Origin of the sequence: Vibrio nomapromontoriensis, assembly GCF_050337205.1 — a bacterium.
GTDB classification, from domain to species: Bacteria; Pseudomonadota; Gammaproteobacteria; order Enterobacterales; family Vibrionaceae; genus Vibrio; species Vibrio nomapromontoriensis.
This window is the reverse complement of sequence record NZ_JAKJSS010000013.1, coordinates 124,795-149,256: the sequence shown is the minus strand read 5'-3', so window position 1 is coordinate 149,256 and position 24,462 is coordinate 124,795. Positions and strand designations below refer to the sequence as shown.

General features: G+C 46.0%; 19 protein-coding genes. 7 read left to right on the top strand and 12 right to left on the bottom strand.

Going from position 1 to position 24,462, the window contains the following annotated elements:
- Positions 1-22 precede the first annotated feature (22 nt).
- The 6 genes from accC to L4D05_RS17540 form a co-directional block, all read right to left on the bottom strand.
- Positions 23-1,366 (bottom strand): acetyl-CoA carboxylase biotin carboxylase subunit, encoded by a 1,344-nt coding sequence (gene accC / locus L4D05_RS17565; RefSeq protein WP_265674650.1) that lies wholly within the window; start codon positions 1,364-1,366, stop codon positions 23-25.
- Positions 1,367-1,381: 15 nt separating this feature from the next.
- Positions 1,382-1,837 (bottom strand): acetyl-CoA carboxylase biotin carboxyl carrier protein, encoded by a 456-nt coding sequence (gene accB, locus L4D05_RS17560; protein WP_265674652.1) that lies wholly within the window; start codon positions 1,835-1,837, stop codon positions 1,382-1,384.
- A 55-nt stretch (positions 1,838-1,892) separates the two neighbouring features.
- The gene (aroQ, locus tag L4D05_RS17555; protein WP_428794778.1) at positions 1,893-2,342 is read right to left on the bottom strand and encodes a type II 3-dehydroquinate dehydratase; all 450 of its coding nucleotides are present in this window, start codon (positions 2,340-2,342) and stop codon (positions 1,893-1,895) included.
- 273 nt (positions 2,343-2,615) lie between these two features.
- Entirely contained in the window at positions 2,616-4,565 is a 1,950-nt protein-coding gene (gene acs / locus L4D05_RS17550; protein WP_428794777.1) for an acetate--CoA ligase, read from the bottom strand.
- Between the two features lie 168 nt (positions 4,566-4,733).
- A complete protein-coding gene (locus tag L4D05_RS17545) occupies positions 4,734-5,360 on the bottom strand; it encodes a 3'-5' exonuclease (protein ID WP_428754135.1) in 627 nt (208 codons plus the stop codon).
- Positions 5,361-5,400: 40 nt separating this feature from the next.
- The gene (locus L4D05_RS17540; RefSeq protein WP_428794799.1) at positions 5,401-7,227 is read right to left on the bottom strand and encodes a DUF294 nucleotidyltransferase-like domain-containing protein; all 1,827 of its coding nucleotides are present in this window, start codon (positions 7,225-7,227) and stop codon (positions 5,401-5,403) included.
- A gap of 288 nt (positions 7,228-7,515) precedes the next feature.
- On the opposite strand from L4D05_RS17540, the gene L4D05_RS17535 reads away from it, so the two are divergent.
- From L4D05_RS17535 to L4D05_RS17520, 4 genes are all read left to right on the top strand, one after another.
- Positions 7,516-8,703 (top strand): 3-phenylpropionate MFS transporter, encoded by a 1,188-nt coding sequence (locus L4D05_RS17535; protein ID WP_428794776.1) that lies wholly within the window; start codon positions 7,516-7,518, stop codon positions 8,701-8,703.
- Between the two features lie 69 nt (positions 8,704-8,772).
- Positions 8,773-12,201 (top strand): PAS domain-containing hybrid sensor histidine kinase/response regulator, encoded by a 3,429-nt coding sequence (locus L4D05_RS17530; RefSeq protein ID WP_428794775.1) that lies wholly within the window; start codon positions 8,773-8,775, stop codon positions 12,199-12,201.
- Between the two features lie 163 nt (positions 12,202-12,364).
- Entirely contained in the window at positions 12,365-12,697 is a 333-nt protein-coding gene (locus L4D05_RS17525) for a DUF3316 domain-containing protein (protein ID WP_428754129.1), read from the top strand.
- A 154-nt stretch (positions 12,698-12,851) separates the two neighbouring features.
- Entirely contained in the window at positions 12,852-13,187 is a 336-nt protein-coding gene (locus L4D05_RS17520; protein ID WP_428754128.1) for a DUF3316 domain-containing protein, read from the top strand.
- A 101-nt stretch (positions 13,188-13,288) separates the two neighbouring features.
- On the opposite strand, the gene L4D05_RS17515 is transcribed toward L4D05_RS17520, so the two are convergent.
- Together L4D05_RS17515 and L4D05_RS17510 are read right to left on the bottom strand one after the other, a co-directional pair.
- Positions 13,289-14,992, bottom strand: coding sequence for a sodium:solute symporter family protein (locus L4D05_RS17515; RefSeq protein ID WP_428754126.1), 1,704 nt, complete (start codon positions 14,990-14,992; stop codon positions 13,289-13,291).
- Positions 14,993-15,002: 10 nt separating this feature from the next.
- Entirely contained in the window at positions 15,003-15,269 is a 267-nt protein-coding gene (locus L4D05_RS17510) for a DUF4212 domain-containing protein (protein ID WP_250618715.1), read from the bottom strand.
- A gap of 333 nt (positions 15,270-15,602) precedes the next feature.
- On the opposite strand from L4D05_RS17510, the gene L4D05_RS17505 reads away from it, so the two are divergent.
- Positions 15,603-17,333: a potassium/proton antiporter gene (locus L4D05_RS17505; protein WP_428794774.1), complete on the top strand. Its 1,731-nt coding sequence runs from the start codon at positions 15,603-15,605 to the stop codon at positions 17,331-17,333.
- A gap of 106 nt (positions 17,334-17,439) precedes the next feature.
- Here the strand turns inward: L4D05_RS17505 and L4D05_RS17500 are convergent, their stop codons facing one another.
- The 4 genes from L4D05_RS17500 to aspA all read right to left on the bottom strand — a co-directional run bounded on the left by L4D05_RS17500 (position 17,440) and on the right by aspA (position 23,027).
- Entirely contained in the window at positions 17,440-18,069 is a 630-nt protein-coding gene (locus L4D05_RS17500; protein WP_428794773.1) for a response regulator, read from the bottom strand.
- Positions 18,070-18,168: 99 nt separating this feature from the next.
- The gene (locus L4D05_RS17495) at positions 18,169-19,956 is read right to left on the bottom strand and encodes a protein-disulfide reductase DsbD (RefSeq protein ID WP_428794798.1); all 1,788 of its coding nucleotides are present in this window, start codon (positions 19,954-19,956) and stop codon (positions 18,169-18,171) included.
- 158 nt (positions 19,957-20,114) lie between these two features.
- Positions 20,115-21,425, bottom strand: a complete 1,311-nt coding sequence (locus L4D05_RS17490) for an anaerobic C4-dicarboxylate transporter (RefSeq protein ID WP_265674670.1) — start codon at positions 21,423-21,425, stop codon at positions 20,115-20,117.
- 150 nt (positions 21,426-21,575) lie between these two features.
- Positions 21,576-23,027: an aspartate ammonia-lyase gene (gene aspA, locus L4D05_RS17485; protein WP_265674672.1), complete on the bottom strand. Its 1,452-nt coding sequence runs from the start codon at positions 23,025-23,027 to the stop codon at positions 21,576-21,578.
- A 348-nt stretch (positions 23,028-23,375) separates the two neighbouring features.
- Here aspA and L4D05_RS17480 point away from each other — a divergent pair, with 348 nt between their 5' ends.
- Together L4D05_RS17480 and L4D05_RS17475 are read left to right on the top strand one after the other, a co-directional pair.
- A complete protein-coding gene (locus L4D05_RS17480) occupies positions 23,376-23,894 on the top strand; it encodes an FxsA family protein (protein WP_265674673.1) in 519 nt (172 codons plus the stop codon).
- A 6-nt stretch (positions 23,895-23,900) separates the two neighbouring features.
- Positions 23,901-24,455, top strand: a complete 555-nt coding sequence (locus L4D05_RS17475) for a hypothetical protein (RefSeq protein ID WP_428794772.1) — start codon at positions 23,901-23,903, stop codon at positions 24,453-24,455.
- Positions 24,456-24,462: the final 7 nt, after the last annotated feature.

The window sequence follows — 24,462 nt, the reverse complement described above, 5'->3', positions numbered from 1 at the left end:
TTAGTATCATCGGGCAATAGGCTTACTGTAAACCGAGCTTCTTCTCTAGATAGTGGATGTTCGCACCACCGTGTTGGAAGTTCTCGTCGTTCATGATAGCCAGTTGTAGCTCGGTATTCACGTTAATACCTTCGACAATCATTTCACCTAACGCATTTTTCATACGAGCGATCGCCACGTCACGGTTTTCGCCGTAAGTGATGAGCTTACCGATCATTGAATCATAATGCGGTGGTACGGTATAACCGGTATAGATGTGAGATTCCCAACGTACACCCATGCCACCAGGAGCATGGAAGCGTGTGATCTTACCAGGTGAAGGTAAGAAGCGAACTGGGTCTTCGGCGTTGATTCGGCACTCGATTGAGTGACCACGCAGTTTGATTTCATCTTGAGTAAATGAAAGCGGTTGGCCAGCTGCGATACGTAGCTGCTCTTTAACAAGGTCGATACCCGTTACCATCTCAGTAATGGTGTGCTCTACCTGAATACGCGTATTCATTTCGATAAAGTAGAATTCGCCATTCTCATACAAGAATTCAAACGTACCAGCGCCACGGTAGCCGATTTCGATACACGCGCGAGTACAGCGCTCACCGATGTACTTACGCATCTCTTCGGTAATACCTGGTGCTGGTGCTTCTTCCACAACTTTCTGGTGACGACGTTGCATTGAACAATCACGCTCACCAAGGTGAATCGCGTTGCCTTGGCCGTCAGCCAGTACTTGAACTTCAATGTGACGAGGGTTTTCTAGGAATTTTTCCATGTAAACCATGTCATTGTTGAAACACGCTTTTGCTTCAGCGCGCGTCATGGCTATCGCTTCAGTCAGTTCTGCTTCAGAGCGAACCACGCGCATACCACGACCACCGCCGCCGCCAGAGGCTTTAATGATAACAGGGAAGCCAATACGTTTTGCGTGTGCTTTGTTCTTCGCGTCATCATCATCAAGAGGGCCATCAGAACCTGGAACACAAGGCACGCCCGCTTTTTTCATTGAAGTGATAGCGGAGACTTTATCACCCATCATGCGGATGGTTTCAGCTTTAGGGCCTACAAAAATGAAGCCACTACGCTCAACTTGTTCAGCAAAGTCAGCGTTTTCTGAAAGGAAGCCATAACCTGGGTGAACGGCAACAGCTCCAGTGACTTCCGCCGCGCTAATAATGCGAGGGATGTTAAGGTAGCTGTCGATGCCACGAGCTGGACCGATACAAATGGTTTCGTCTGCAAGTAGCACGTGCTTAAGATCGCGGTCAGCGGTTGAGTGAACCGCTACGGTCTTTATGCCGAGCTCTTTACAAGCGCGCAGAATACGTAGTGCAATTTCACCACGATTCGCGATTACTAATTTATCTAACATAATGAGCGCTCTCTATTATTCGATAATGACTAGAGCTTGGTCGAACTCAACTGGTTGGCCGTCTTCAACAAGGATAGCGGTAACAACACCAGACTTATCAGATTCAATTTGGTTCATCATTTTCATCGCTTCAACGATACATAGTGTATCGCCAGCATTTACTTGCTGACCCACTTTCACGAACGGTTTTGCATCAGGGCTTGGCGCGCCGTAGAACGTACCTACCATTGGCGAAAGAACTTGATGTCCAGCAGGCGCCGCAGGTGCTTCTTGAGCTGCAGGTGCTGCTGAAGCAACCGCTGGTGCAGGTGCGGCAACTGGAGCTGGAGCTGCTGCGTATTGAATCGGTGCAACAGGTGCTGTGCCATTACGGCTGATTCGTACCGATTCTTCACCTTCAGAGATTTCTAGCTCAGAAATGCCTGATTCTTCTACTAGTTCGATAAGTTTTTTGATTTTACGAATATCCATGTTTCTATCTCTTCTCTAATGTGAGTCAGATGACTGTCGTGCAGCCATAGAGTATCTATTTTGCTTTCAGCGCCTTAATGGCAGCAGAAAGAGCAAATTCATAGCCTTGCGATCCCAGTCCGCATATCACCCCTTGTGCCACATCGGACAAATAAGAGTGATGACGAAATGGTTCTCTGGCATGAACGTTTGATAAGTGCACTTCGATAAATGGTATTGAAACGCCAAGCAAAGCATCTCTTAATGCGACGCTGGTGTGAGTAAAGGCTGCTGGGTTGATAATGATAAAATCAATATCACCATGGGCGGCGTGTATCGCTTCAATGAGCTCGTATTCACGATTGGATTGCAGATGTGTCAGGGTTATGCCCTGTGCTTGCGCTAAGTCAGTTAGGTTATCAATAATTTGTGATAGTGTTTCCGAACCATAGTGTCCAGGCTCTCTTAGTCCTAATAGATTAAGGTTTGGGCCATTTAAAACTAGAATTCGTGACTTTGCTGCCATAATGCTGCCATCTTCTGTTAACGTGAAATGAACGTGATTTATCTCAAGTTTATATAAAAATCAGCCTAATTTGACGCCAAATTTTGGCTGTTTTTTAAAAGTTGACCAAGATTATAGCTAATTCACAGCATTTAGCAGCAATTTACTGGTCTAATCACCCTATCTTTGTCAGAAAACTTGCAACACAGTGCACGTTTTTACTCAATTCTGAAAAAACTTGATACAAAAAAACCGCCCTAGAACAAGGCGGTTTGTTGTGGATATGTTGCGGCTTTAAGCAAGTTCGGCTTTTTCTGCGATCAGTTTATCAACTACGCTTGGATCCGCTAAGGTTGAGGTATCGCCCAGGTTGCTGGTATCGCCTGTCGCAATTTTACGTAGGATACGGCGCATAATTTTACCGGAACGCGTTTTCGGTAATGAATCTGTCCAGTGCAACACATCAGGGGTGGCGATTGGGCCGATTTCTTTTCTTACCCAATCTTTTACTTGCTTATGAAGCTCTGCTGATGGGTATTCACCATCATTGAGCGTGATATAGGCATAGATGGCCTGACCTTTGATGTCATGTGGGATGCCAACAATTGCTGCTTCAGCAATTTTATCGAAAGCGACTAATGCCGACTCAATTTCTGCGGTGCCCATACGGTGTCCAGAAACGTTGAGTACATCATCGACACGACCCGTGATCCAGTAGTAACCATCTTCATCGCGACGCGCACCATCACTGGTGAAGTACATCCCTTTAAAGGTGGAGAAATAGGTTTGTTCAAATCGGTCGTGATCGCCATAGACGGTACGCATTTGTCCCGGCCAAGAGTCTAGAATCACTAGATTGCCGTCAGTCGCACCTTCAATGATGTTACCCATGTTATCGACAAGTGCAGGCTGAACACCAAAGAATGGCTTACTGGCTGAACCCGGTTTTAAATCTGTTGCACCCGGTAGCGGGGTAATCAAAATCCCACCAGTCTCGGTTTGCCACCATGTATCAACGATCGGTGACTGCTCGTTACCAATGGTCTTGTAGTACCATTCCCACGCTTCTGGGTTAATCGGTTCGCCGACCGAACCCATGATTCTTAAGCTGTCTCGCTTGGTGCCTTTAACTGCTTCATCCCCTTTTGCCATAAGTGCGCGAATGGCCGTTGGAGCGGTGTAGAGAATATTGACTTGGTGCTTGTCGACCACTTCGCTCATGCGGCTCGTATCTGGGTAGTTTGGTACGCCTTCAAACAAAATAGTTTTTGCACCATTAGCAAGTGGACCATAAATGAGGTAGGTGTGACCCGTAATCCAACCCACATCTGCAGTACACCAGAAGGTTTCACCTGGCTGATAGTCAAAGACATACTTAAACGTCATCGCAGCATAGACTAAGTAACCGCCAGTGGTGTGCAATACGCCTTTAGGTTTACCCGTTGACCCTGAGGTATAGAGGATAAATAGTGGATCTTCCGCTTGCATCTCTTCAGGAGGACAAATATCAGACACCGTTGCTGTGGCTTCGTGCCACCAAACGTCACGATGACTGTGCCAAGCCACATCACCACCAGTACGTTTAAGAACCATGACAGTAGAAATATTTTTCACGTCTGGATTTGTTAGTGCTTCATCAACGTTTTTCTTTAGTGGTACGGCGCGACCGCCACGAACGCCTTCATCGGCGGTGATAACGACTTTCGCATCTGAATCGATAATGCGGCCCGACAAGGCTTCTGGAGAAAAGCCGCCAAATACCACGGTGTGAACGGCACCGATTCGGGTACAGGCTAGCATGGCAACCGCCGCTTCAGGCACCATTGGCATATAAAGGCATACCACGTCGCCTTTGTTCACGCCTTGCGCTTTTAGAGCGTTTGAAAATTGACACACTTCTTTGTGCAGTTCGTTGAAGGTGAGTGTTTTATCGTCGGCAGGGTCATCGCCCTCCCAAATGATTGCTACGTCATCCCCTTTATCGGCGAGGTGACGGTCAATACAGTTCGCAGACACATTGAGTGTGCCATCTTCAAACCAGCGAATATCAACATGACCGGTATCGAAAGAGGTGTTTTTCACCTGCGTGAAGGGTTTGATCCAATCTACAATCTTGCCGTGCTCGCCCCAAAATGCCTCAGGGTTACTAACGGACTGCTGGTACATGGATAGGTAAGTGTCGTTATCCGCGTGCGTATGCGTTTTAATATTTTCTTTTACCGGATAAACATGAACTTCACTCATTGCTTCTCTCCTTGTGAATTGAGCACTTCCAACTTGGGCTGAGTTACATCTGCTACTAACTCTCGGCTAGATTGGCATAAACGGCAATTAGACTTTAGGCGTACTTGTTTTAAATGCCTTTAAATCAGTTACTTGCGCTAGTGCTGAAATGAGATCCCAGTCGCAAAATTAGTTTTGGGGAATAAAGGGCGGCATTGTGCCTTTTGTCAGTTTCAAATAGACCAGTGCGGCGGCTTTGGCGTCATTGAGGGCATCGTGCTTATTGTAGGCGGGGATTTCTAAGTGCCGACAAATAGCCTCTAAGCTCAGGTCGAAATAGCCGTTCGGCAGAATTCGCAACAGCTTGTCATTGTAGAGCTGGCTGACTTCAATGAGAGCGTTGGGAAGCGGGAAGCCAAGGTGCTTTTTCGTGACACGATCGAGGATTTTTTTGTCGTAGCGAATGTGATAACCGACCAAAGGGCGATTACCAATAAAGTTAATGAGGGACGTAATAGCTTGCTGTTCACTGATGCCATGTTTCAAATCGTGATGAGTAATATGATGAATTTTTACCGAGTTTTCGTCGAGTGACTGTGGGGCACGAAGATGCACTTCAAATGGGGCGCTAGTAATAATACGGTTACCAATGATTTTGGTCGCGGCAATCGTCACTATTTCAGCCACGTTAGGATCGAGGCTGGTTGTCTCACAATCGAGTGACACAAACTCATTGCAGCGGGCACGGGCAAACAGTGGCGCATAAGCTGTGCCTTTAAGTTTATAGTGCCACCAATATCGTCGAATTGGGTTCATACTGCTCCTTGAACGCTGGTTGTTTTTTTCCTGGGCGTCGCTATATGCGAATTTGGTAATGATAGCCAAGCCATTGCTTGAATTTTTTCACCACATGTAGCCCGTGACGTAACAAGTCCCGCTCTGGGCGTTCTAAGTTCGCTAACTGAATCGCATTTTGGGTGTGATGATGAGTGAGCTGTTGTTGTAACCTGAGTTTGAAAAATTGCTTGAGTGCTTCTGACAGATTATCGGCAGTCGAGGTCTCTAAAACGCGTTTCTCAACCAATTGATCAATTCGCTCGAAAGTGTTGGTTGCTTCTAGCCCATACTCTAGGCTGAGTGCTCGGATACCGTGAACAATAGGAAAAATGCCGCCTTGCTTGATATCCAAGCCGTCCTTGGACGCTTTGACATTACCAAATAAGGTGAGCGGTACAGCAAAAGTGAGGGCGGGGCGGGTAAAGTCAGCCAGAATCAGCTCTTGCCCTTCCATTTGTTCTCGTAATGACGTGCTTATAGGGGCAAGAAGTGCGAGGTTTCCTGCGATAGCCCGGGCGTCGGCAAGAATCGCTAACTCCATCACGTTATCGGGTGTCGCTTTAGAAATTAATTGCCGGACGTGACGGTGCCATTCAGAAACAGATTTAACCCATTGACTATTACTCACCATGACGTTGCCGGGGCATAGTGGATAACCTAATCGAGCCAGTGTATGGCTTAGTGTTTCTAATACCTTCTCTTTGTCTGGCCAATCTAATGTGTCATCTAAGATAAGTGCGTTGTCTTGGTCGGTTTTTAGGATTTGTTCTCCACGACCTTCTGAGCCTAATACGATAAAGCAGCAGTGATTATGTACTGCGGGAGGGAGGATCAATTCGAAGGCTTTTTCGATAATTTGCTCATTTACCGCTGAGATAAGCTCCATCATGAAGCGAGTGCGAATACCATTGCTCACCAAGCTATCGACAAGTTGCTGTTGTTTTGTGGATGCCAGAGCAAGTTCTTCAATGCTATTAGCCCGAGCAATACTGAGCGACAACACATGAGAGTGGGTTGAGAATGTGCTGAGTATTTGGGTCATGTCGAGCATGCCAACCGGCTTTGAACCATCGCATACCATCAGCCGCTTAACGCGTTGCCTTGTCATGGTCACCATGGCATTAAAGAGAAAGTCCTCTTTTTCAACCTGATGAACGGGAAAGGTGGCGATATCACTTATCGAAGTATCGCAGGGTAATTGATCCAGAACGACGGCATGCAGCATGTTGGTACGGGTGACGATGCCATAAGGCAGGGCAGAGGGATGCGCTTGCCGTCTTGGGTCACTATCGTGTAAGCCAATAAGAGCGGCATCAACGCCTTGATCAAGCAATAACTGTGTGACTTCGGTAATAGAATGCTCAGCATCCAGTATTAACGCCGGATGGTAAATATCTTGATCGACCTTTGTCAGAATAAACTCTGCGAGATTTTGTTGTTTTTGCGCGTCTTCGAGTAATTGCTGTCTGGTGGCTAAGTTGCTATCGAAATAGGCGGCAAATTGACCATTGGCCTGATAAAGGGAGAGGAATATCTCTTTGGGGAGTAAGTACACTAACGTGTCTTCAAGGGCGACGTAATGATGTTTTACTGGGTCGCCAAATTGGGCTCGCACATCAAACATGTCATCAAAGGTGTAGTGGGCGTATATTTCATTGCTGAGTTCATCGCGTTCCTCTACCGAGCCCTTAATTAAAATGTAGAGATGCTGACTGAGCTGATGGCTTTTTAGTAGGACATCTTTTTCTCGAAAATAAGCGACGTCTAATGATGAGCGCAACTGGTTTTGCTCGCGTTCAGACAAACGGTCGAACGGAGGCGACGACATATTAAATTTGTCAGGCATCATAGGGTCTCTGTGTTGTCTCACCGTACCTCATATTGTGACACCTATTGCATTAACCTCCAGACGACTTTAGTCGAATAGTTATTGCGATAGGTGGCGGCTAATGTTACCCGTTTAATTGGCGATGGCTTGGTGCACGATGGAGAAAAGATAGGATTCGATATTTGAGGTAATTTATTTCTAGTAACAATTCCCTTTTTTGGAAACACGTGTCATTGCATAATGTGGCCGATCGCGCAGTGATCAGGTTATCTATCCTGATTTATTTCTTCTTTTTAGGTTGTTGTTATGTTGAATCCCTCCCCTTTTGCTTGGGTCTCCCAGTACCTATTTGGTTTCTTCTTTGCCTATGGTGTCTATTTGCCATTTTGGGCGTTGTGGTTTGAAGACCAAGGCGTGTCCGCAACGGATGTTGGTATGCTCATGGGGCTTGGATTTGCGACGCGCTGTGTCGCTAATTTATTGATTACACCAAGAATTCATCAGGTTGAACGCTTACTTCCCGCACTTCGCTGGGCCACATTAGCTTGTACCCTATTTATTGCCATGCACCTTGCTGCCGGTGCCAATTTCATGTTGCTGGCATTGGTCACGGTATTATTTAATCTGAGTTTTGGCCCTATGGTGCCGCTGTCGGATGCAATGGCCAATCACTATGCGAACCGAGGCGTATTGGACTATGGTCGAGCACGGTTATGGGGCTCTGTCGCGTTTATCGCCGGCTCCTCGGTTGTCGGGTACTTGGCCTCGAAGTATGGCGCCAATATGATTGTCTACACTGCTTTGGCTGGGTTTGTGCTGTCGATGCTGTTGGTGATGAGAACGCCAGTTAACCCACCCGAATCAGAAGCGTCACATACGGCAGAGCGTCCGAGTTTAAAAAGCTTGTTGTGCGATAAAGAGGTGATTCGCTTTTTGGTATTGATTGCCCTTATTCAAGGTAGTCATGCGGCTTACTACAGTTTCAGTTCTATATATTGGAAAGAAGCGGGTCACCCTGAAAGTGTCATTGGCTACTTATGGAGTCTGGGTGTCGTTTCTGAGGTGCTATTGTTTGCCTTTAGTAAAAAATGGTTTGCTGGCTGGTCTTTGCGAACCTTATTTGTTGTTTCTTCTATTGGTGTGATCGTACGTTGGGGGTTGACGGCGTCAACAGTGGCACTGCCTGCTTTGGTGGTTATCCAGCTACTTCATGGTGTCACGTTTGGTATCGCGCATATTGCTGCCATTCAATACATTCAAAAGTCAGAAGCCAATAAAATGGTGGCATTACAGTCGCTTTATAATGCGATTCCTCTTGGTGCCTTTATAGCGCTAATGATGGCGGTAAGCGGCTGGGGGTATGAACAATGGGGGGCAAACATTTTCTGGGGTATGGCGTTTATGGGTGTATTAGCGTTATTTATTAAGGTTGAACCAAAAAGTAAACCCGTGAAAGACATCAAAGAGTTTTCTAAGCCTGACCCACAGAAATGATGCTAAGCGTTTGAGTTATTAGGCTATAGCCCTTTAAATGAGACCAAAGGTTTTAAAGGGATATAGCCAATGCAAGGATGGATAGTAATTCCTGTTTCACTGGCATACCTTGGGGTGTTATTTCTCATCGCGTGGTATGGAGACAGGCAAAAAAAGTGGTTGTCGAAGTGGCGACCTTGGGTTTATAGCCTCTCTATCGCGGTTTACTGCACCTCTTGGACCTTTTATGGCACAGTGGGGCAAGCCAGTAACAACCCGTGGTCGTTCCTACCTATTTATATCGCGCCAATTCTAGTCTTTACCTTAGGTTGGCGCGTGATCGCTCGTTTAGTGCTGATTGCCAAGCGGGAACATATCACGTCGATTGCCGACTTTATCGCTGCCCGTTACGGAAAATCACAAGGCTTGGCTGTGGCTGTCACCCTAATCGCGGTGGCGGGGATCTTGCCTTATATTGCGCTGCAGTTGCGTGGTATTACTATGGGACTCGACGTTGTCGCCCCTAACCTAGCCAATGATCTTGGTTATCAAGATACCCATATCTCTTGGTTCGTTGTCGGTGCATTAGCGGTTTTTACCATGCTATTCGGAACTCGTCATATTGATAATACCGAGCATCATCGTGGCATGATGATGGCGGTGGCGTTCGAGTCTATCGTCAAGTTGGTGGCCTTTTTGGTTGTTGGGTTTTTCATCCTTTATCTGGCATGGGAACGTCCTGATATTCGCCTAGCGGAGTTAGCATCTAGTACCTATCAGTCCCCCAATATTCCGACGTTACTTATCCACACCGCGTTAACCATGATGGCGATTATCTGTCTTCCTCGGCAGTTTCATACCATGGTGGTTGAAAATGAACGAGCAAAAGATTTGCATACTGCTCGCTGGCTATTTCCACTTTATTTGCTCCTTATGGGGCTATTTGTGTTGCCGATTGCATGGGTGGGACAGGGGTTGTTAATGGGGACCTCCCCAGACACGTATGTCATTAGTATCCCTAAGTTTGCCGATGCCGACCATATCGCGTTGTTGGCGTTTTTAGGTGGGACCTCTGCGGCGAGTGGTATGGTAATTGTGTCGACCATTGCGCTCGCCATTATGGTCTCAAATGATCTCGTGATGCCATTGTTGTTGCGACGAATCAAGCTCGCTCATCGCTCCCATCGTCACCTGTCTGGCTTGCTGTTGATCATTCGTCGAGCGCTGATCTGTTTGTTGTTGTTTGGGGCGTGGTTGTTTTATCAGGCGTTAGATTCGATACATTCCTTATCTGCGATTGGCTTTTTGTCATTTTCAGCCATTACCCAGTTTGCCCCTGCGCTTATTGGCGGTTTGTATTGGCGACTGGGGAATAGAAAGGGTGTTTATGTCGGCTTGCTAGTGGGTTTTACCATCTGGTTGATTACCTTGATGGGCGAGACCGGGTTACTTGCAGGTGATGCGCAAAATAACCTGTTGATTTGGGTGATTACTCCGCCAGAGATGTTGTTATCTTTGGATATAAAAAGTTCTGATTGGGGCATGCTGATTAGCGTTGTGCTCAATGCGTTGTGTTTCATTGCCGTGTCGTTGTCGACAAGGGCGAGTTTAACGGAGCGCTTGCAGTCGGCTTCTTTTGTCGGTACGCCATTACCCGAAAGTGAAAATATTAGCTTATATCAAAGCCGAGTGACGGTGGCTGAACTCGAAATGTTAGCCTCTCGTTTTGTGGGGCGAACGCGAGTTCGCAGCGCTTATCGACAGTTTTGGCGGCAGCAGCAACAAGATGGATTACCTAATCAACAAGCGTCGGCCGAATTGATTCGACATACCGAACGAGTGCTGGCAGGAGTATTTGGTGCCTCTTCTGCTAAGCTCGTCCTGACATCTGCGCTGCAAGGTCGCAATATGCAACTCGAAGAAGTTGCGACGATCGTTGATGAAGCATCAGAGCTCTATCACTTTAGTCGAGGGTTACTACAGGGAGCGATAGAGCATATTGGACAAGGTATTGCGGTTGTTGATAAGCAACTTAGGTTAGTGGCGTGGAACCGACGTTACCTTGAATTGTTTAGCTTCCCACCAGGGTTGATTCAAGTAGGGCGCCCTATTGCAGAGGTTATTCGACATAATGCCGAGCAAGGGCTTTGTGGTCCGGGCGATCCGAATGAACATGTTCGTAAACGTATCTATCATTTAGAGCAAGGATCGCCGCATACTTCATCAAGGATTCGCTCAGATGGTAGTGTGATTGAAGTTCAAGGTAACCCGATGCCCGGTGGCGGTTTTGTCATGAGTTTTACCGATATTACCGTATTTAGAGCCGCAGAAAGTGCGTTGCGTGATGCAAATGAGCGCTTGGAATCCAGAGTGACCGAGCGAACGAAAGAGCTGGAGCAATTAAATGCTCGTCTTGTATTCGCAACAAAAAAAGCCGAGTCTGAATCACAATCAAAAATGCGTTTTCTTGCAGCGGTCAGTCATGATTTGATGCAACCTTTGAATGCCGCTCGTTTGTTTGCTTCCTCGTTATCTGAAGTCAGTAAAGATGATGAAACGAAAAAGCTATCGTCACACATAGAGAGTGCGCTCGGCGCTGCGGAAGAGCTTATTGGCGACTTATTAGATATTTCTCGTTTGGAGTCAGGTAAGTTGCAAACGAAGGTGCGTGGGTTTGAGCTGTCGGAAGTGTTCGACACGCTAAAGGCCGAATTCAGTGCGATCTCGGTTGGGCAAAATATTCGATTTTCAGTGGTTTCTTCAGGTTTAATCGTTAAGTCGGATCCGAAATTACTGCGCCGAGTACTGCAGAACTTTCTTACCAATGCTTTTCGCTATAACCCCGAGGGGAAAGTGGTGTTGGGGGCTAGGCGAGTAAACGGCCGAGTGAGAATTGATGTTTGGGATGATGGTATTGGTATTCCTGAAAATAAACAAAAAGAGATTTTTGACGAGTTCTCTCGTGTCGATCAAGCGCGAGCCGATCAAGGGCTAGGGCTAGGGCTAGCGATCTCGAGAGGGATAGCCCGCGTTCTTAACCATCAAATTTCTATGCAGTCATGGCAAGACAAGGGTAGCGTATTCTCGATCACTCTAGATAAAGCGTATGAGATTGAGCCTATCTTGCAACCAGTGACAACAGCGCCACATGCTGCGCTTCAGCATTTAAACATTCTTTGTGTCGACAATGAACAAGATATCTTAGTGGGAATGGAGACTTTACTTGCTCGCTGGGGTTGTGACGTTAGAACGGCGCTGGACTTAGTTGGCAGTCTGAAACATCTGGATGATGATTGGCAACCCGATGTGATTTTTTCAGACTATCGTTTAGACAATGGTCGAACAGGTTTAGAAGTGCTCCAACAGTGTCGGCTGCGGTTGGGCGACTCATTTAAAGGTGTGATTATTAGCGCCGATCGTACTGAAACTATGCTTGAAGGCATTAAATCTAATGGCTTTAGCTTTTTACCAAAACCCGTTAAACCCCTCAAATTAAGGGCGATGCTCAATCGCACTTAGTCAGATAAAAGTGATGGAAAACATTAATGTCATGATTGTGTTGTTAAGTTTTCCATTGCTTTACCTTATATAACGCTTCCTTTACATAGCTTGACAGACGCTTTACATCAGGTGAGTTACGCTAGAGTCCTCTTCAAACACGTCAGTTAGAAAAGGTGAATATATGAAAAAACGATTAGTTGTAGCGTGTGTTGCGCTTATGTCTGGAAGTGTATTCGCAGGAAGCGATATTGGTAATAGCAAGTTGGAAACCGAAGCATTTTCCAGCAAGCAGAAAGCCTATGAGGCTGGCTACCAGTTGGTTGATGAACTTAATGAGATGTCCAGTGGTGCCTTGGCGCATCAATTCAAGCTGAATGCTCACAGTGACAACATCCAAGATGTTGAATTAAAAAACACTGAAATATCAGTTCAAGAATTCTCCGAAAAACAAGGAACTATAAAGTATCGCGCTCAGGTGAATGTCAGTTATCAATATGACGCGAAAGATAGTTAGTACTGTTCAGGTCTTATCTTAGGAAAAGGCAATATAATAGGGTGGCAAAAACAGGTTTATTCTCAATATCACCAAACTTAACGAGAATACGAACTTTTATTTGACGCACTATCTTTATCTCTAATGAGAATTTAGTAAGTAATGAGGTGTCATCATGAATAAACTAGCATTAATTACCGCGTCTTTGGTTCTATCATCTACAGCAATGGCGACCACAACATCACTGGTTGGTGATGTCGACTTACATTCAGAAGGCTTTAGCACTAAACAGCAAGCTTATGATGCAGGCTTTCAGATGGTTAATGATTTGAAAGCGATGCCTTCGACGGATTTAGTTTATAAGTTGAGAGTGCATGAAGGCGATTTATTGCGAAACAGTGTCCAAGTTGACGATGCGCAGGTCACCGTGCAGGAATATGCAGAAAATCGCGGTGAAATTAAGTACCGAGCGATTATCGATGTTGAGTATTCGTATAAAGAGCGCTCATAGCGGCTTACTTACCGTTTAGGTGACTGCCTGCGAGTCGCGTAAAAAAGACCAATGCGAACGCATTGGTCTTTTCTTCTTTAGCCAACGAATAAACGTTGTTATTAGTGGTCGTGTGCCTCACCAGCACCTTTCGGGTAGCGGATAGACTCAACCATTTCTTGTACATCTTCAGGTACTTCAGCAGTAAACTTGTTCACTACGATAGAGACAACAAAGTTTAGACACATACCCAGCGTACCGATGCCTTCTGGGCTGATACCAAACCACCAGTTTTCTGGTGTGCTTGCTGCTGGGTTAATGAACTTGAAGTAAATGATGTAGCTTGCTGTGAAGGCAATACCTGACAACATACCTGCAATTGCGCCTTCCTTGTTCATCTTCTTGTAGAAGATACCTAGGATGATGGCAGGGAAGAAGGATGCTGCGGCTAAGCCGAAGGCAAACGCTACTACCTGTGCTACAAAGCCTGGTGGATTAATACCTAAGTAACCTGCACCGACAATCGCGACCATGGCGGCTAGACGAGCAGCTAATAGCTCCTGCTTGTCGGTCATATTTGGTCTGAAGCCTTTCTTCAACAAGTCATGTGAAATCGACGTTGAGATGACCAATAGTAGACCAGCGGCTGTTGATAGTGCGGCTGCTAGACCACCAGCTGCAAGTAGTGCAACAACCCAGTTTGGTAGTTTCGCTAGCTCAGGAGAAGCCAGTACGATGATGTCACGGTTAATCTTCATTTCGTTGCGTTCATCGCCCGAGTAGAACATTTTGCCATCGCCGTTCTTATCTTCCCAGCCTACTAGGCCAGTGCTTTCCCAGTTTTTGTACCAGCTTGGTGCTTCTGCTGCGGGTACCCCTTTCATATCAGGGCCGTTAATGGTCTCAATCATATTAACACGAGCAAAAGCAGCAACACCTGGCGCTGTTGTGTAAAGCAAAGAGATGAACAGTAGTGCCCAACCTGCTGAGATACGTGCATCACGTACACGAGGTACAGTGAAGAAACGAATGATTACATGTGGCAGACCCGCAGTACCGACCATTAGAGCTGCACAGATGAAGAAGACATCGACCATGCTCTTGTTACCTTCGGTATAGGCGGTGAATCCGAGCTCTTCGGTTAAGCCATCGAGTTTATCGAGTAAGTAAACGTCCGTGCCTGAGATGGTCGACCCCATACCTACTTGTGGTAACGGGTTACCTGTCATCATAATAGAGGTAAAGATTGCTGGTACTAGGAAGGCGAAAATGAGGACACAGAATTGAGCAACCTGCGTATAAGTGATGCCTTTCATACCACCCAGGACGGCATAGAAGAACACAATGCCCATACCAATGATGATGCCTAAGTTAATGTCAACTTCTAGGAAGCGGGAGAAGACGACGCCCACACCACGCATTTGACCTGCTACATAGGTAAATGAAACGAAGATGGCACAAAATACCGCTACCATACGAGCTGTTTTCGAGTAGTAACGCTCACCGATGAAATCAGGAACGGTAAACTGACCGAATTTACGTAAGTAAGGTGCTAAACATAGTGCGAGTAGTACATAACCACCAGTCCAACCCATTAAGTAAACCGCACCGTCGTAGCCAACGAATGAGATGATACCTGCCATAGAAATGAACGATGCTGCAGACATCCAGTCTGCTGCGGTAGCCATACCATTTGCGACGGGGTGAACACCACCACCAGCCACGTAAAATTCACTGGTCGAGCCTGCTCGAGCCCAGATTGCGATACCGATATACAGTGCGAATGTAATACCGACGAGAATAAACGTCCAAGTTTGAATATCCATGTTCTAGCCTCTAGTCTTCCTGTACGTTGTATTTTTTGTCGAGCGCATTCATGCGAGCAACGTAAATAAATATCAGCGCCACGAAGGTGTATATCGAACCTTGTTGAGCAAACCAAAATCCTAGCTTGAAACCGCCAAATTGAATGGTATTAAGGGCATCAACAAATAGAATGCCTGCGCCGTAAGATACAACGAACCAGATGGCGAGCAGTGTCCCCATGATTCCCAAGTTTTCCTTCCAGTAGGCTTGCGCATGTTCCGATGATTCGAACGCCATGGCTATCTCCTTATTAAGTGGTGTTAACGTTATGTTACGTTTAATAAGGTAGCAGGGTCGTAGCAAGAACTCTGTGCAACTTTAGTCGAGCGGGGAGTCGGGTGAAATGCATTAATAACAAGGTGTTGAGTGGGATGCTTGCCAAAAGTGTGATGTTAAATTGCTGTTAAATTAGCCAAAGGTCTAATATTTAATGGTATCAACAAGCCGCGAGAGTGAAATTAAGTACACATTAATACACATGTGCTTAGTAAATTAGCTGAGTTGATAGCCCACAAGTATGTTTTAATCGTCATGTTAGTAATGGGTTACAGAAATCACGGAGAGTAATGAGTGGACGCAGATTCAATTAACGGCCTGTTTTTGACTGGAGCAGTACTTGTCGCATTAAGTGTGCTGTTTAGTCAGGTATCCGCAAAGCTGGGCGTGCCTATCCTAGTGATGTTTTTAGGTGTCGGTATGTTGGCGGGAGAAGATGGCCCAGGGGGCATCTATTTTGATGATTATTCCATTACTTATTTAGTGAGTAACCTAGCGTTAGCGGTTATTTTGCTTGATGGTGGCATGCGTACACGCGTGGCCAGCTTTCGAGTCGCTTTTTGGCCTTCAATCACTATGGCAACACTGGGCGTTGCTTGTACCACAACGCTGACCGGCTTAATGGCCATGTGGCTGTTTGACTTAGAATTACTGCAAGGCATTTTGGTGGGGGCTATTGTGGGCTCTACCGACGCAGCCGCTGTGTTTTCTTTATTAAAAGGACGCCAGCTCAATGAGCGTGTTGGAGCAACACTAGAAATTGAATCCGGAACTAACGATCCCATGGCGGTATTCTTAACCGTCACGCTTATTGCTGTGCTTGGTAGCTCTGGTATGGATTTGGGCGCGACCTTCCTTATCAAAAGCTTTCTGATGCAATTTGGTATTGGAATTATTGTTGGTTTAGCTGGAGGGTGGTTACTGTGGAAGCTTGTTAACCGTACGCAATTGCACGAAGGATTATATTCAATACTGGTGATTAGTGGTGGTGTGGCGTTATTGGCGTTAGCCAATCATCTTGGTGGCAGTGGTATTTTATCTATCTATCTTGTTGGGCTATTGCTGGGCAATAAGCCGACACGTTCGCGTCATTCAATACTTAGTGTACTGGATGGTATGACTTGGCTAAGTCAGATTGTGATGTTTGTGGTGTTGGGTCTATTAGTGACGCCGTCGAGCCTGGTCGACATTATGGTGCCGGGTTTTGCCTTAGCCTTTGGTATGATCTTCTTTGCCCGGCCAATTTCCGTGTGGCTAGGTTTATCTCTGTTTAAGAGTTTCGGTGCTCGTGAAAAGTGGTTTATTTCTTGGATAGGCTTACGTGGTGCGGTTCCCATCATTTTGGCTGTGTATCCGATGATGGCGGGTTTACCTAATGCTCAGCTGTATTTCAATATTGCCTTCTTCGTCGTACTGGTGTCATTGGTGGTGCAAGGAGGTACGTTAATGAAAGCGGCGGCGTTAGCCAAAGTTGAGCTCCCTCCTAAACCAGAGCCTATTTCTCGCTCTGGCGTGGAAATATTTCCCGCCAGCGAGTGGGAGATGTTCATCTACAAACTGAAACCAGAAAAATGGTGTGTCGGCGAGCCGCTACGTAAATTAAAAATGCCAGAAGGAACCCGAATTGCAGCATTATTTCGAGATAATCAGTTGTTGCACCCGTCGGGAAGCACAGAGTTGCGAGCGAGTGATACTTTATGTGTATTAGCGCAAGATCAAAATTTAGATGCATTGAGTTTATTGTTTAGTGAGGCCCCAGAAGATGAAAATCTTGCTCGATTCTTTGGTGACTTTTTCCTTGATGCCACAGCGAAGCTGTCTGATGTTTCGACGTTTTATGGCCTTGAGTTTGAGGATGTCGATGCGGATATGACTCTCAAAAGTTTGGTTGAAAAAGAGCTGGGTGCTCAGCCTGTCTTAGGGGATAGCTTTGAATGGCACGGACTGCAATGGGTTGTTGCCGCCATTGACGAGAATGAAGTGACGAAACTAGGGCTTTGTTTGCCAGAGGCCCCGGATGAGTAGCGATATGGCGTGAATGGCGTGAATAGCACTATCGCGCCTTAATACTACAACGATGGGTATAGAATAAAGCCCCCCCAAGCAATCATAAGGATTGCTTGGGGGGGCTTTATTCGCTCGCCTCATTGAGTAAAATGACCGCTTGGGTTCGATTCTTTACGCCAAGTTTTCTAAAAATTGCCGTCATATGCGCTTTAATAGTGGCCTCCGAGACATTCAAGTCATAGGCAATTTGCTTATTTAGCAACCCATCAGACAACATGCCTAGCACCTTGTATTGTTGCGGTGTCAGTGTGGCAATTTTTTCTGCGAGGTCATTGTAAGCGGAGTCCTCAGACATTAACTCGATAGGGAAGTAGGGTTCGCCTTCAAGCACTTGATTTAGAGCACCGATGAGAACTTTCATATCGCTTGATTTAGGGATAAAGCCAAAAGCGCCATGCATTTTTACCTGAGAAACAATGCTGGCTTCTTCGCTTGCTGAAATAACCACGATGGGGATATCTGGGTGGTCTGCTCTAAGTTGAATCAGTCCCGACATGCCATTTGCGCCCGGCATTTTTAAATCAAGCAAAATCAAATCTGGCTCTTCGCTTTTTTCAAGCAAACTAAGTAGAGAAGACAATGAATCCGCTTCTAATAGGTTGGCACCACTTATCGCCATATGTACTGATTGAAAAAGCGCGTTTCTAAACAGCGGATGATCGTCAGCGATAATGATGGTGTACGTCGGTTCCATGCTATCTCAACTTTTTAAAAAAATGTTAATACTATTATTGATTCTCTTGCGCTAGCAAACAATTATCTCAATGCAAAACTCTGATGAGAATCGAATTTTTTACCGAGTTAGTTGGTTTTTTCTCAGGTGTTGCAAGAAATCTTCAGCTGGTACAAACCCTGTCAACCTTGCATTGGGTTGCGCTTGCCCTTGAGCGTCCCAAAATTCAATCGTCGGTAGCCCTAAAACATTCATGGCTTTGAGCAGTTCAATATCTTGAGGTTGGTTTTTGGTGACATCCGCTTGCAGTAGCACAAAGTCATCTAATACCGACTCAACGGCAGGATCGTGGAAGGTGTACTTTTCAAACTCTTTACACGCGACGCACCAATCTGCATAGAAATCGAGCATGACAGGTTTACCCGCGAGCTTTGCTTGTTCGAGTGCTTGATTGAGCTCGTTGATATTATTGACGCGTGTAAAGGTAATCTGTGCTTCATTCTGGACTGCGTCACCAAACCAATATTGTAAGGCGGGTTGAGCAGAGGCGAACAGGCCGAGGATCGCGACAATACCGACAAAGCTTTGCTTCCAGCCACCAAAAGTGAGGCTATTTTTTTGATGATATAGCCAGCCAAATGCGACTACCCCTAAACCAGACCAAAGTAGGGTTGCCCACAGCTCTGGTAGAATTCGTTCAAGTAAGAAAATAGGTGCCGCGAGTAATACAAAACCAAACAACACTTTCACGCGGTCCATCCATCCGCCCGCTTTAGGCAGTAGCTTGTTACCAAAGACGGCAGCGGCAATAAGCGGGATACCCATCCCGAGTGCCAGCGCATATAAAGCAATACCACCCACCAGAAGATCACCACTTTGTGCGACGTAAAGTAAAGCACCAGAAAGAGGGGCGGTTGTGCAAGGCGAACAGACGAGCCCTGAGATGGCGCCCATTAAGAACACACCGAGTAGATTGCCTCCCTGCTGTTGATTACTCAGGCCGTTTAACCACGTTTGAACTTTAGATGGTAACTGTATGGTATATAGGCCGAACATCGAGAGCGCGAGCGCGACAAAGAGCACACTAAGGCCAATTAGGACATAAGGGTGCTGCATCGCTGCTTGAAATTGCATGCCAGCCGAAGCGACGACTAAGCCAAGCAAGGTATAGGTAAGCGCCATGCCTTGAACGTAGACAAAAGAAAGACCGAGCGCTTGTTTTTGAGTACGTTTCCCTCCACCTAATACAATACTGGTCAGTATCGGATACATGGGGAGTACGCAGGGAGTAAACGCGAGTCCAACACCGAGTAATAAAAACAGTGCTGGTGTCCACCAGACCTGTGAGAGTTTACTGGTTAGATCATTGTCTAATGCTGGCGCAGGTATTGCGGACTCTGCGGGTGTATCATTGATTACTTGAGCGGAGCTTGTTGTCGTAGCGGCATCATCGAAGGTAAACGGGGCAATATCAATGATACGAGTTTCCGGAGGGTAGCAAAAGCCTGCTTTGGCACAACCTTGGTATTGAACAATCAGTTTGCCATCGGGTTGATATGACTCCAGCGGTACCTGAATAAATAGCGGTTCAGTGTAAATGTTAACGTTGCCAAAAAACTCATCTTGGTAGGGGGTGCCATCTTCCATTTCAATGGCGCCAATGGTGATATTATCACCACTGATAAGGATTCTATCTTGATATAGGTAATAGTCGTCTTTGACCTGCCAGTCGATAAAAACGCGCTGTCCTTGTTGATAATAATTAAGTGGAAATGCCTCATCTACTGGGACAAAGGTATTGCTAGATTTAGGCGTAAAGGCTAAATCGGATCCTTGTCCAAATTGTGCAAAGCTTGACCATGAGAAGGTCATCAGAGAGAGCAATACGAGCTTAACGAATATTCTTATCATAAGGCGTTACTTGTGAGTTCACGTTTGAGTTATCGAAAATTACCGAAAGTTATCTTAACCTAAGACAGGCAGATAGGAAGTTTTGTTTCAAGGAAGGATAAAAAAAGAGCAACGTAATGCGTTGCTCTTTTAAATGGAGGCTATGTAGGTCGTGCTTAGCCTATGAGTAGACCACCAAAAGCAAACCCAAGTGCGACGGCTGTACTAATCGTCGCAACACCTGGGATGAAAAACGGGTGGTTAAATACGTATTGACCAATACGTGTAGAGCCCGTGTCATCCATTTCTACCGCAGCCAGCAGCGTAGGGTAGGTTGGCAATACAAATAGTGCGCTCACCGCAGCAAAAGAAGCTACGGCGGTAAGCGGAGCAACACCAATCGCGAGTGCTGCTGGCATCAACGCGACGGTTGTTGCACCTTGAGAGTAAAGCAGCATGGAAGCAAAGAATAAGACTAGCGCTAGCATCCATGGGTAGTCTTGTAATAAGGCTCCTGCAAAGTCTTTAATTTCATCGACATGGGCATTGACGAATGTTGAACCTAACCACGCGACACCTAACACACAAACGCACGCTGTCATACCTGAACGGAATGTCGCCGCCGCAGGAATTTGTGAAGCATCGATCTTTGTAAAAAGCGTGATAGCGCCAGCGGCAGCCAACATGATGGTCATAATTGCTTCATTACGGCCTAGTGCTGGATTTTCAATCAAACCTACTGAGCCGGAGATAGCCGCGGCATAACAAACCACAAATATGATTGCTGCTAAGAAAATATAGGTAGCCGTCTTTGCTGTCGGCAGAATATCGCGCTTTTGGGTAGTGTTGAGCTTAATCAAACCCTGAGCAAGACGTTCTTGATAAACCGGATCATCTTTTAGTTCACTGCCCATAAAGTTGGCAACAAACGCACCAACCATACAGGCGATGAAAGTTGTTGGAATACAAACCGCAAGTAGCGTTAGGTAATCGACGCCCATTGGTGCCAGCATGGCGGCAAACGCTACCACTGCGGCAGAGATAGGCGAAGCGGTGATGGCGATTTGCGACGCAACAACGGCAATTGACAGCGGGCGAGAAGGACGAACACCTTGGCCTTTTGCTACCTCAGCGATAACAGGTAATGTGGAGAAAGCAGTGTGACCAGTACCCGCGAGAAGTGTCATGAGGAAAGTGACGATGGGAGCGTAAAAAGTAATACGCTCGGGGTGTTTTCGTAAGAAGTTTTCTGCAATTTGTACTAACCAGTCCATACCGCCGGCAACTTGCATAGCCGCGATTGCGGTAATAACAGACATGATGATCAAGATAACATCAACAGGGATGTATGATTGGCTTGTAGGGACACCTAAAATGAGAGAAAGAGCGATGACACCAGCGCCCCCTGCTAAACCAATACCAATACCGCCGATACGTGCGCCCAAATAAATGAACAGTAGTACGACGGCGAGTTCTATAGCAACCATAGTAATTCCTCGAGTTATCGTTCGCTTAATCAATCCCAACAAGCATAGACGGAAAGCGAACGGTTGTTTTGCGTTAAATCTGCATTATTGAATGCGATGTGTTCGTAATAACCAGTAAAAAGGCCCCCGATAGGGAGCCTTAAGTAAACGTTATTCGTAGCGCTTGGCTTTATACTGAGGTTTCATCAGGTTGTCTACCGAGAAAATATCATCAAGCTCTTCTTCCGATAGAAGACCACGCTCAAGTACCACCTCTTTAACACTTTTGCCGGTTTCTGCGCAGATTTTGCCTACAATATCGCCCTCGTGGTGACCGATGTACGGGTTTAGGTAAGTCACGATACCAATTGAGTTATAAACATAACTTTCGCAGACTTCTTTATTCACGGTGATGCCATCAACACACTTGTCTCGTAAGTTTACACAGGCATTTTTTAGGATCTCTAAGGATTCAAACATGCTCTGTGCAATGACTGGTTCCATCACGTTGAGTTGCAGTTGTCCACCTTCAGCAGCAAACGAAATGGTATTGTCATTACCAAGGACTTTAAAGCACACTTGGTTTACAACCTCTGGAACTACCGGGTTTACTTTTGCTGGCATGATGGATGAACCAGCCTGCAGCTCTGGTAGGTTTAACTCGTTTAAGCCTGAGCGAGGGCCAGAAGAGAGCAGACGAAGATCATTACAGATTTTAGATAGCTTAACAGCTAAGCGTTTTAGGGCGCTGTGCGTCATTACGTAGGCACCACAATCTGACGTTGCTTCAATCAAATCTTCTGCAGGTACACACTCAAGTCCGGTAACGCTGGATAGGTGCTTAACGGCTAATTCTTGATAACCAGGTGCTGCGTTAAGGCCAGTGCCAATTGCGGTTGCGCCAAGGTTGACCTCGAGTAAAAGCTTAGAGGTATAGTCAAGATTTTTAATTTCTTCGTTAAGCGTCACCGCCCAGGCGTGGAACTCTTGGCCCACCGTCATCGGTACAGCATCTTGTAGTTGAGTACGACCCATTTTTAAGATACCAGAGAACTCTTGGCTCTTAGATTCGAATGCCCCTTTTAGGTATTCGATTGAGTCCATGAGTTTTTTTACGCTGTTAAAGACCGCGATACGGAAGCCTGTTGGATAGGCGCAGTTGGTTGACTGACTTTTGTTTACGTGGTCGTTAGGGTTAATGAATTCGTATTGGCCTTTTTCCTTGCCCATTAATTCAAGGGCAACGTTAGCAATCACTTCATTGGTGTTCATGTTAACAGACGTACCCGCACCACCTTGGAAAACATCCGACGGGAATTGATCCATGCATTTACCTGTTTCTAAGATCACGTCACAGGCTTGAATAATGTACTGCGCCACATCTTTAGGTAGGACACCTAGCTCGCGGTTAGCCAGTGTTGCTGCCTTTTTCGTCATGACCATGCCGCGCACAAAATCAGGCACGTCAGAGATAGTTGCATTAGAGATATTGAAGTTTTCAATCGCGCGTAGAGTATGAATGCCGTAATAAGCATCCGCTGGAACATGACGTTGACCTAATAGATCTTCTTCGATGCGAGTGGCTTTAGCCGCTGTGTTTGGAGCGAGGGTGGAAGTAGCCATACTTGGATCCTTAGATAATTGTTCTGCTTAGATTACAGGGTCTTTGCCATATCTGTTTTAAAGAATCCATTCGCCAGAATAATTGGCTAGTTATTACGTCCTGATTTATAGGAAACATATTACTTAAAGTGGCACATAAAAATAGTAGCTAGATCACCTTTTTAACCTAATTATTGCAGAAATCTTATCGATTGATGTGGGATGAGATGCGCATCAAATAATTCGTTGCTTACGTTGTGGGACATATCCTGAAAAACTATTTCTTTGTTAATGCCAAGCAATGTGAGCGAATTATTTGTGGTTTGCTTCAATGTGGGCGTAAACTGACAGCAAACCAAGGAGGACACTGTGTTTCCGATATTATTATTACTCTTTATTTGTGTGCCAATTATTGAAATTGGCTTGTTTATTCAAGTGGGTGGCTTTTTAGGGCTATGGCCGACCATTGGACTAGTCCTAATTACGGCTTTTGTTGGGGCAACATTAGTTCGTAGCCAAGGACTACAAACTTTGATGTCGGTACAAACGCGCCTTCAGAAAGGTGAAATGCCAGCCCAGCAAATCGTGGAAGGCGTTATGCTTGCTGTGTCTGGTGTGCTGTTACTGACGCCCGGCTTCATGACGGATGCGATGGGAATGTTGGTGCTATTACCGGCTCCTCGTGCCGCCATTGCAAAATACTTGATGAGCAAAGTAGTGGTTAACACCATGCAAGGTGGTTTCCATCAAGGCCACGGCTCTCAAGGTGGATTTCAGTCCCATGACCCGTTTCAGCGTGGTCCATTTGATGGCCAAGGGCAAGATAGCAATACGTTTGAAGGTGAATTCGAGCGTAAAGATGACAACGATAGAAACAAGTTGAACTAACGGGCTATGTTAACTCGCTTTAAACTGACTCGGCGACGTTGGAATAACGTTTTGATTGTCGCCATTTCTCTCTTTATGGGAGTCATGGCCGCACCAACGCTTATTAAGCAGTATCTTATTTCCCCACAACCCCAAGCCTCCGCTCAACTGCAGGGGTCGCCCGGGATAATTTTAAATCCTAATGATCACGTAATCGAAATAAACGCGGCGGGGCTGCAGCTCTATTTAGAGGATAGTTCCTCTTCGGTAGAGCGAGTTAATTGGCTCGCGATTCCAGAGCGTTTTAATGAACAGGCAAATCAGTTGGCGCAGAATTGGCAAGGGATCCGTGGTACGGTTGTGGATGAACCTACTTTGCATAGCCTGAAACCTGCCCTTGAAAACCCAATAACCATTGAAGTGTGGTATCAAGAGGCAGAGGAACCACAACGTGTCACGGCCTATCGACTCGACCAGTTTTGGTTAATGACCACTTATCAGCAAGAGTGGGTCGCGGTGAGCTTTGATGAAGGTGATCTTTTGCCACTTTACGAGACGTCATCGCACAATAGAAACAAATAGAGGAAGT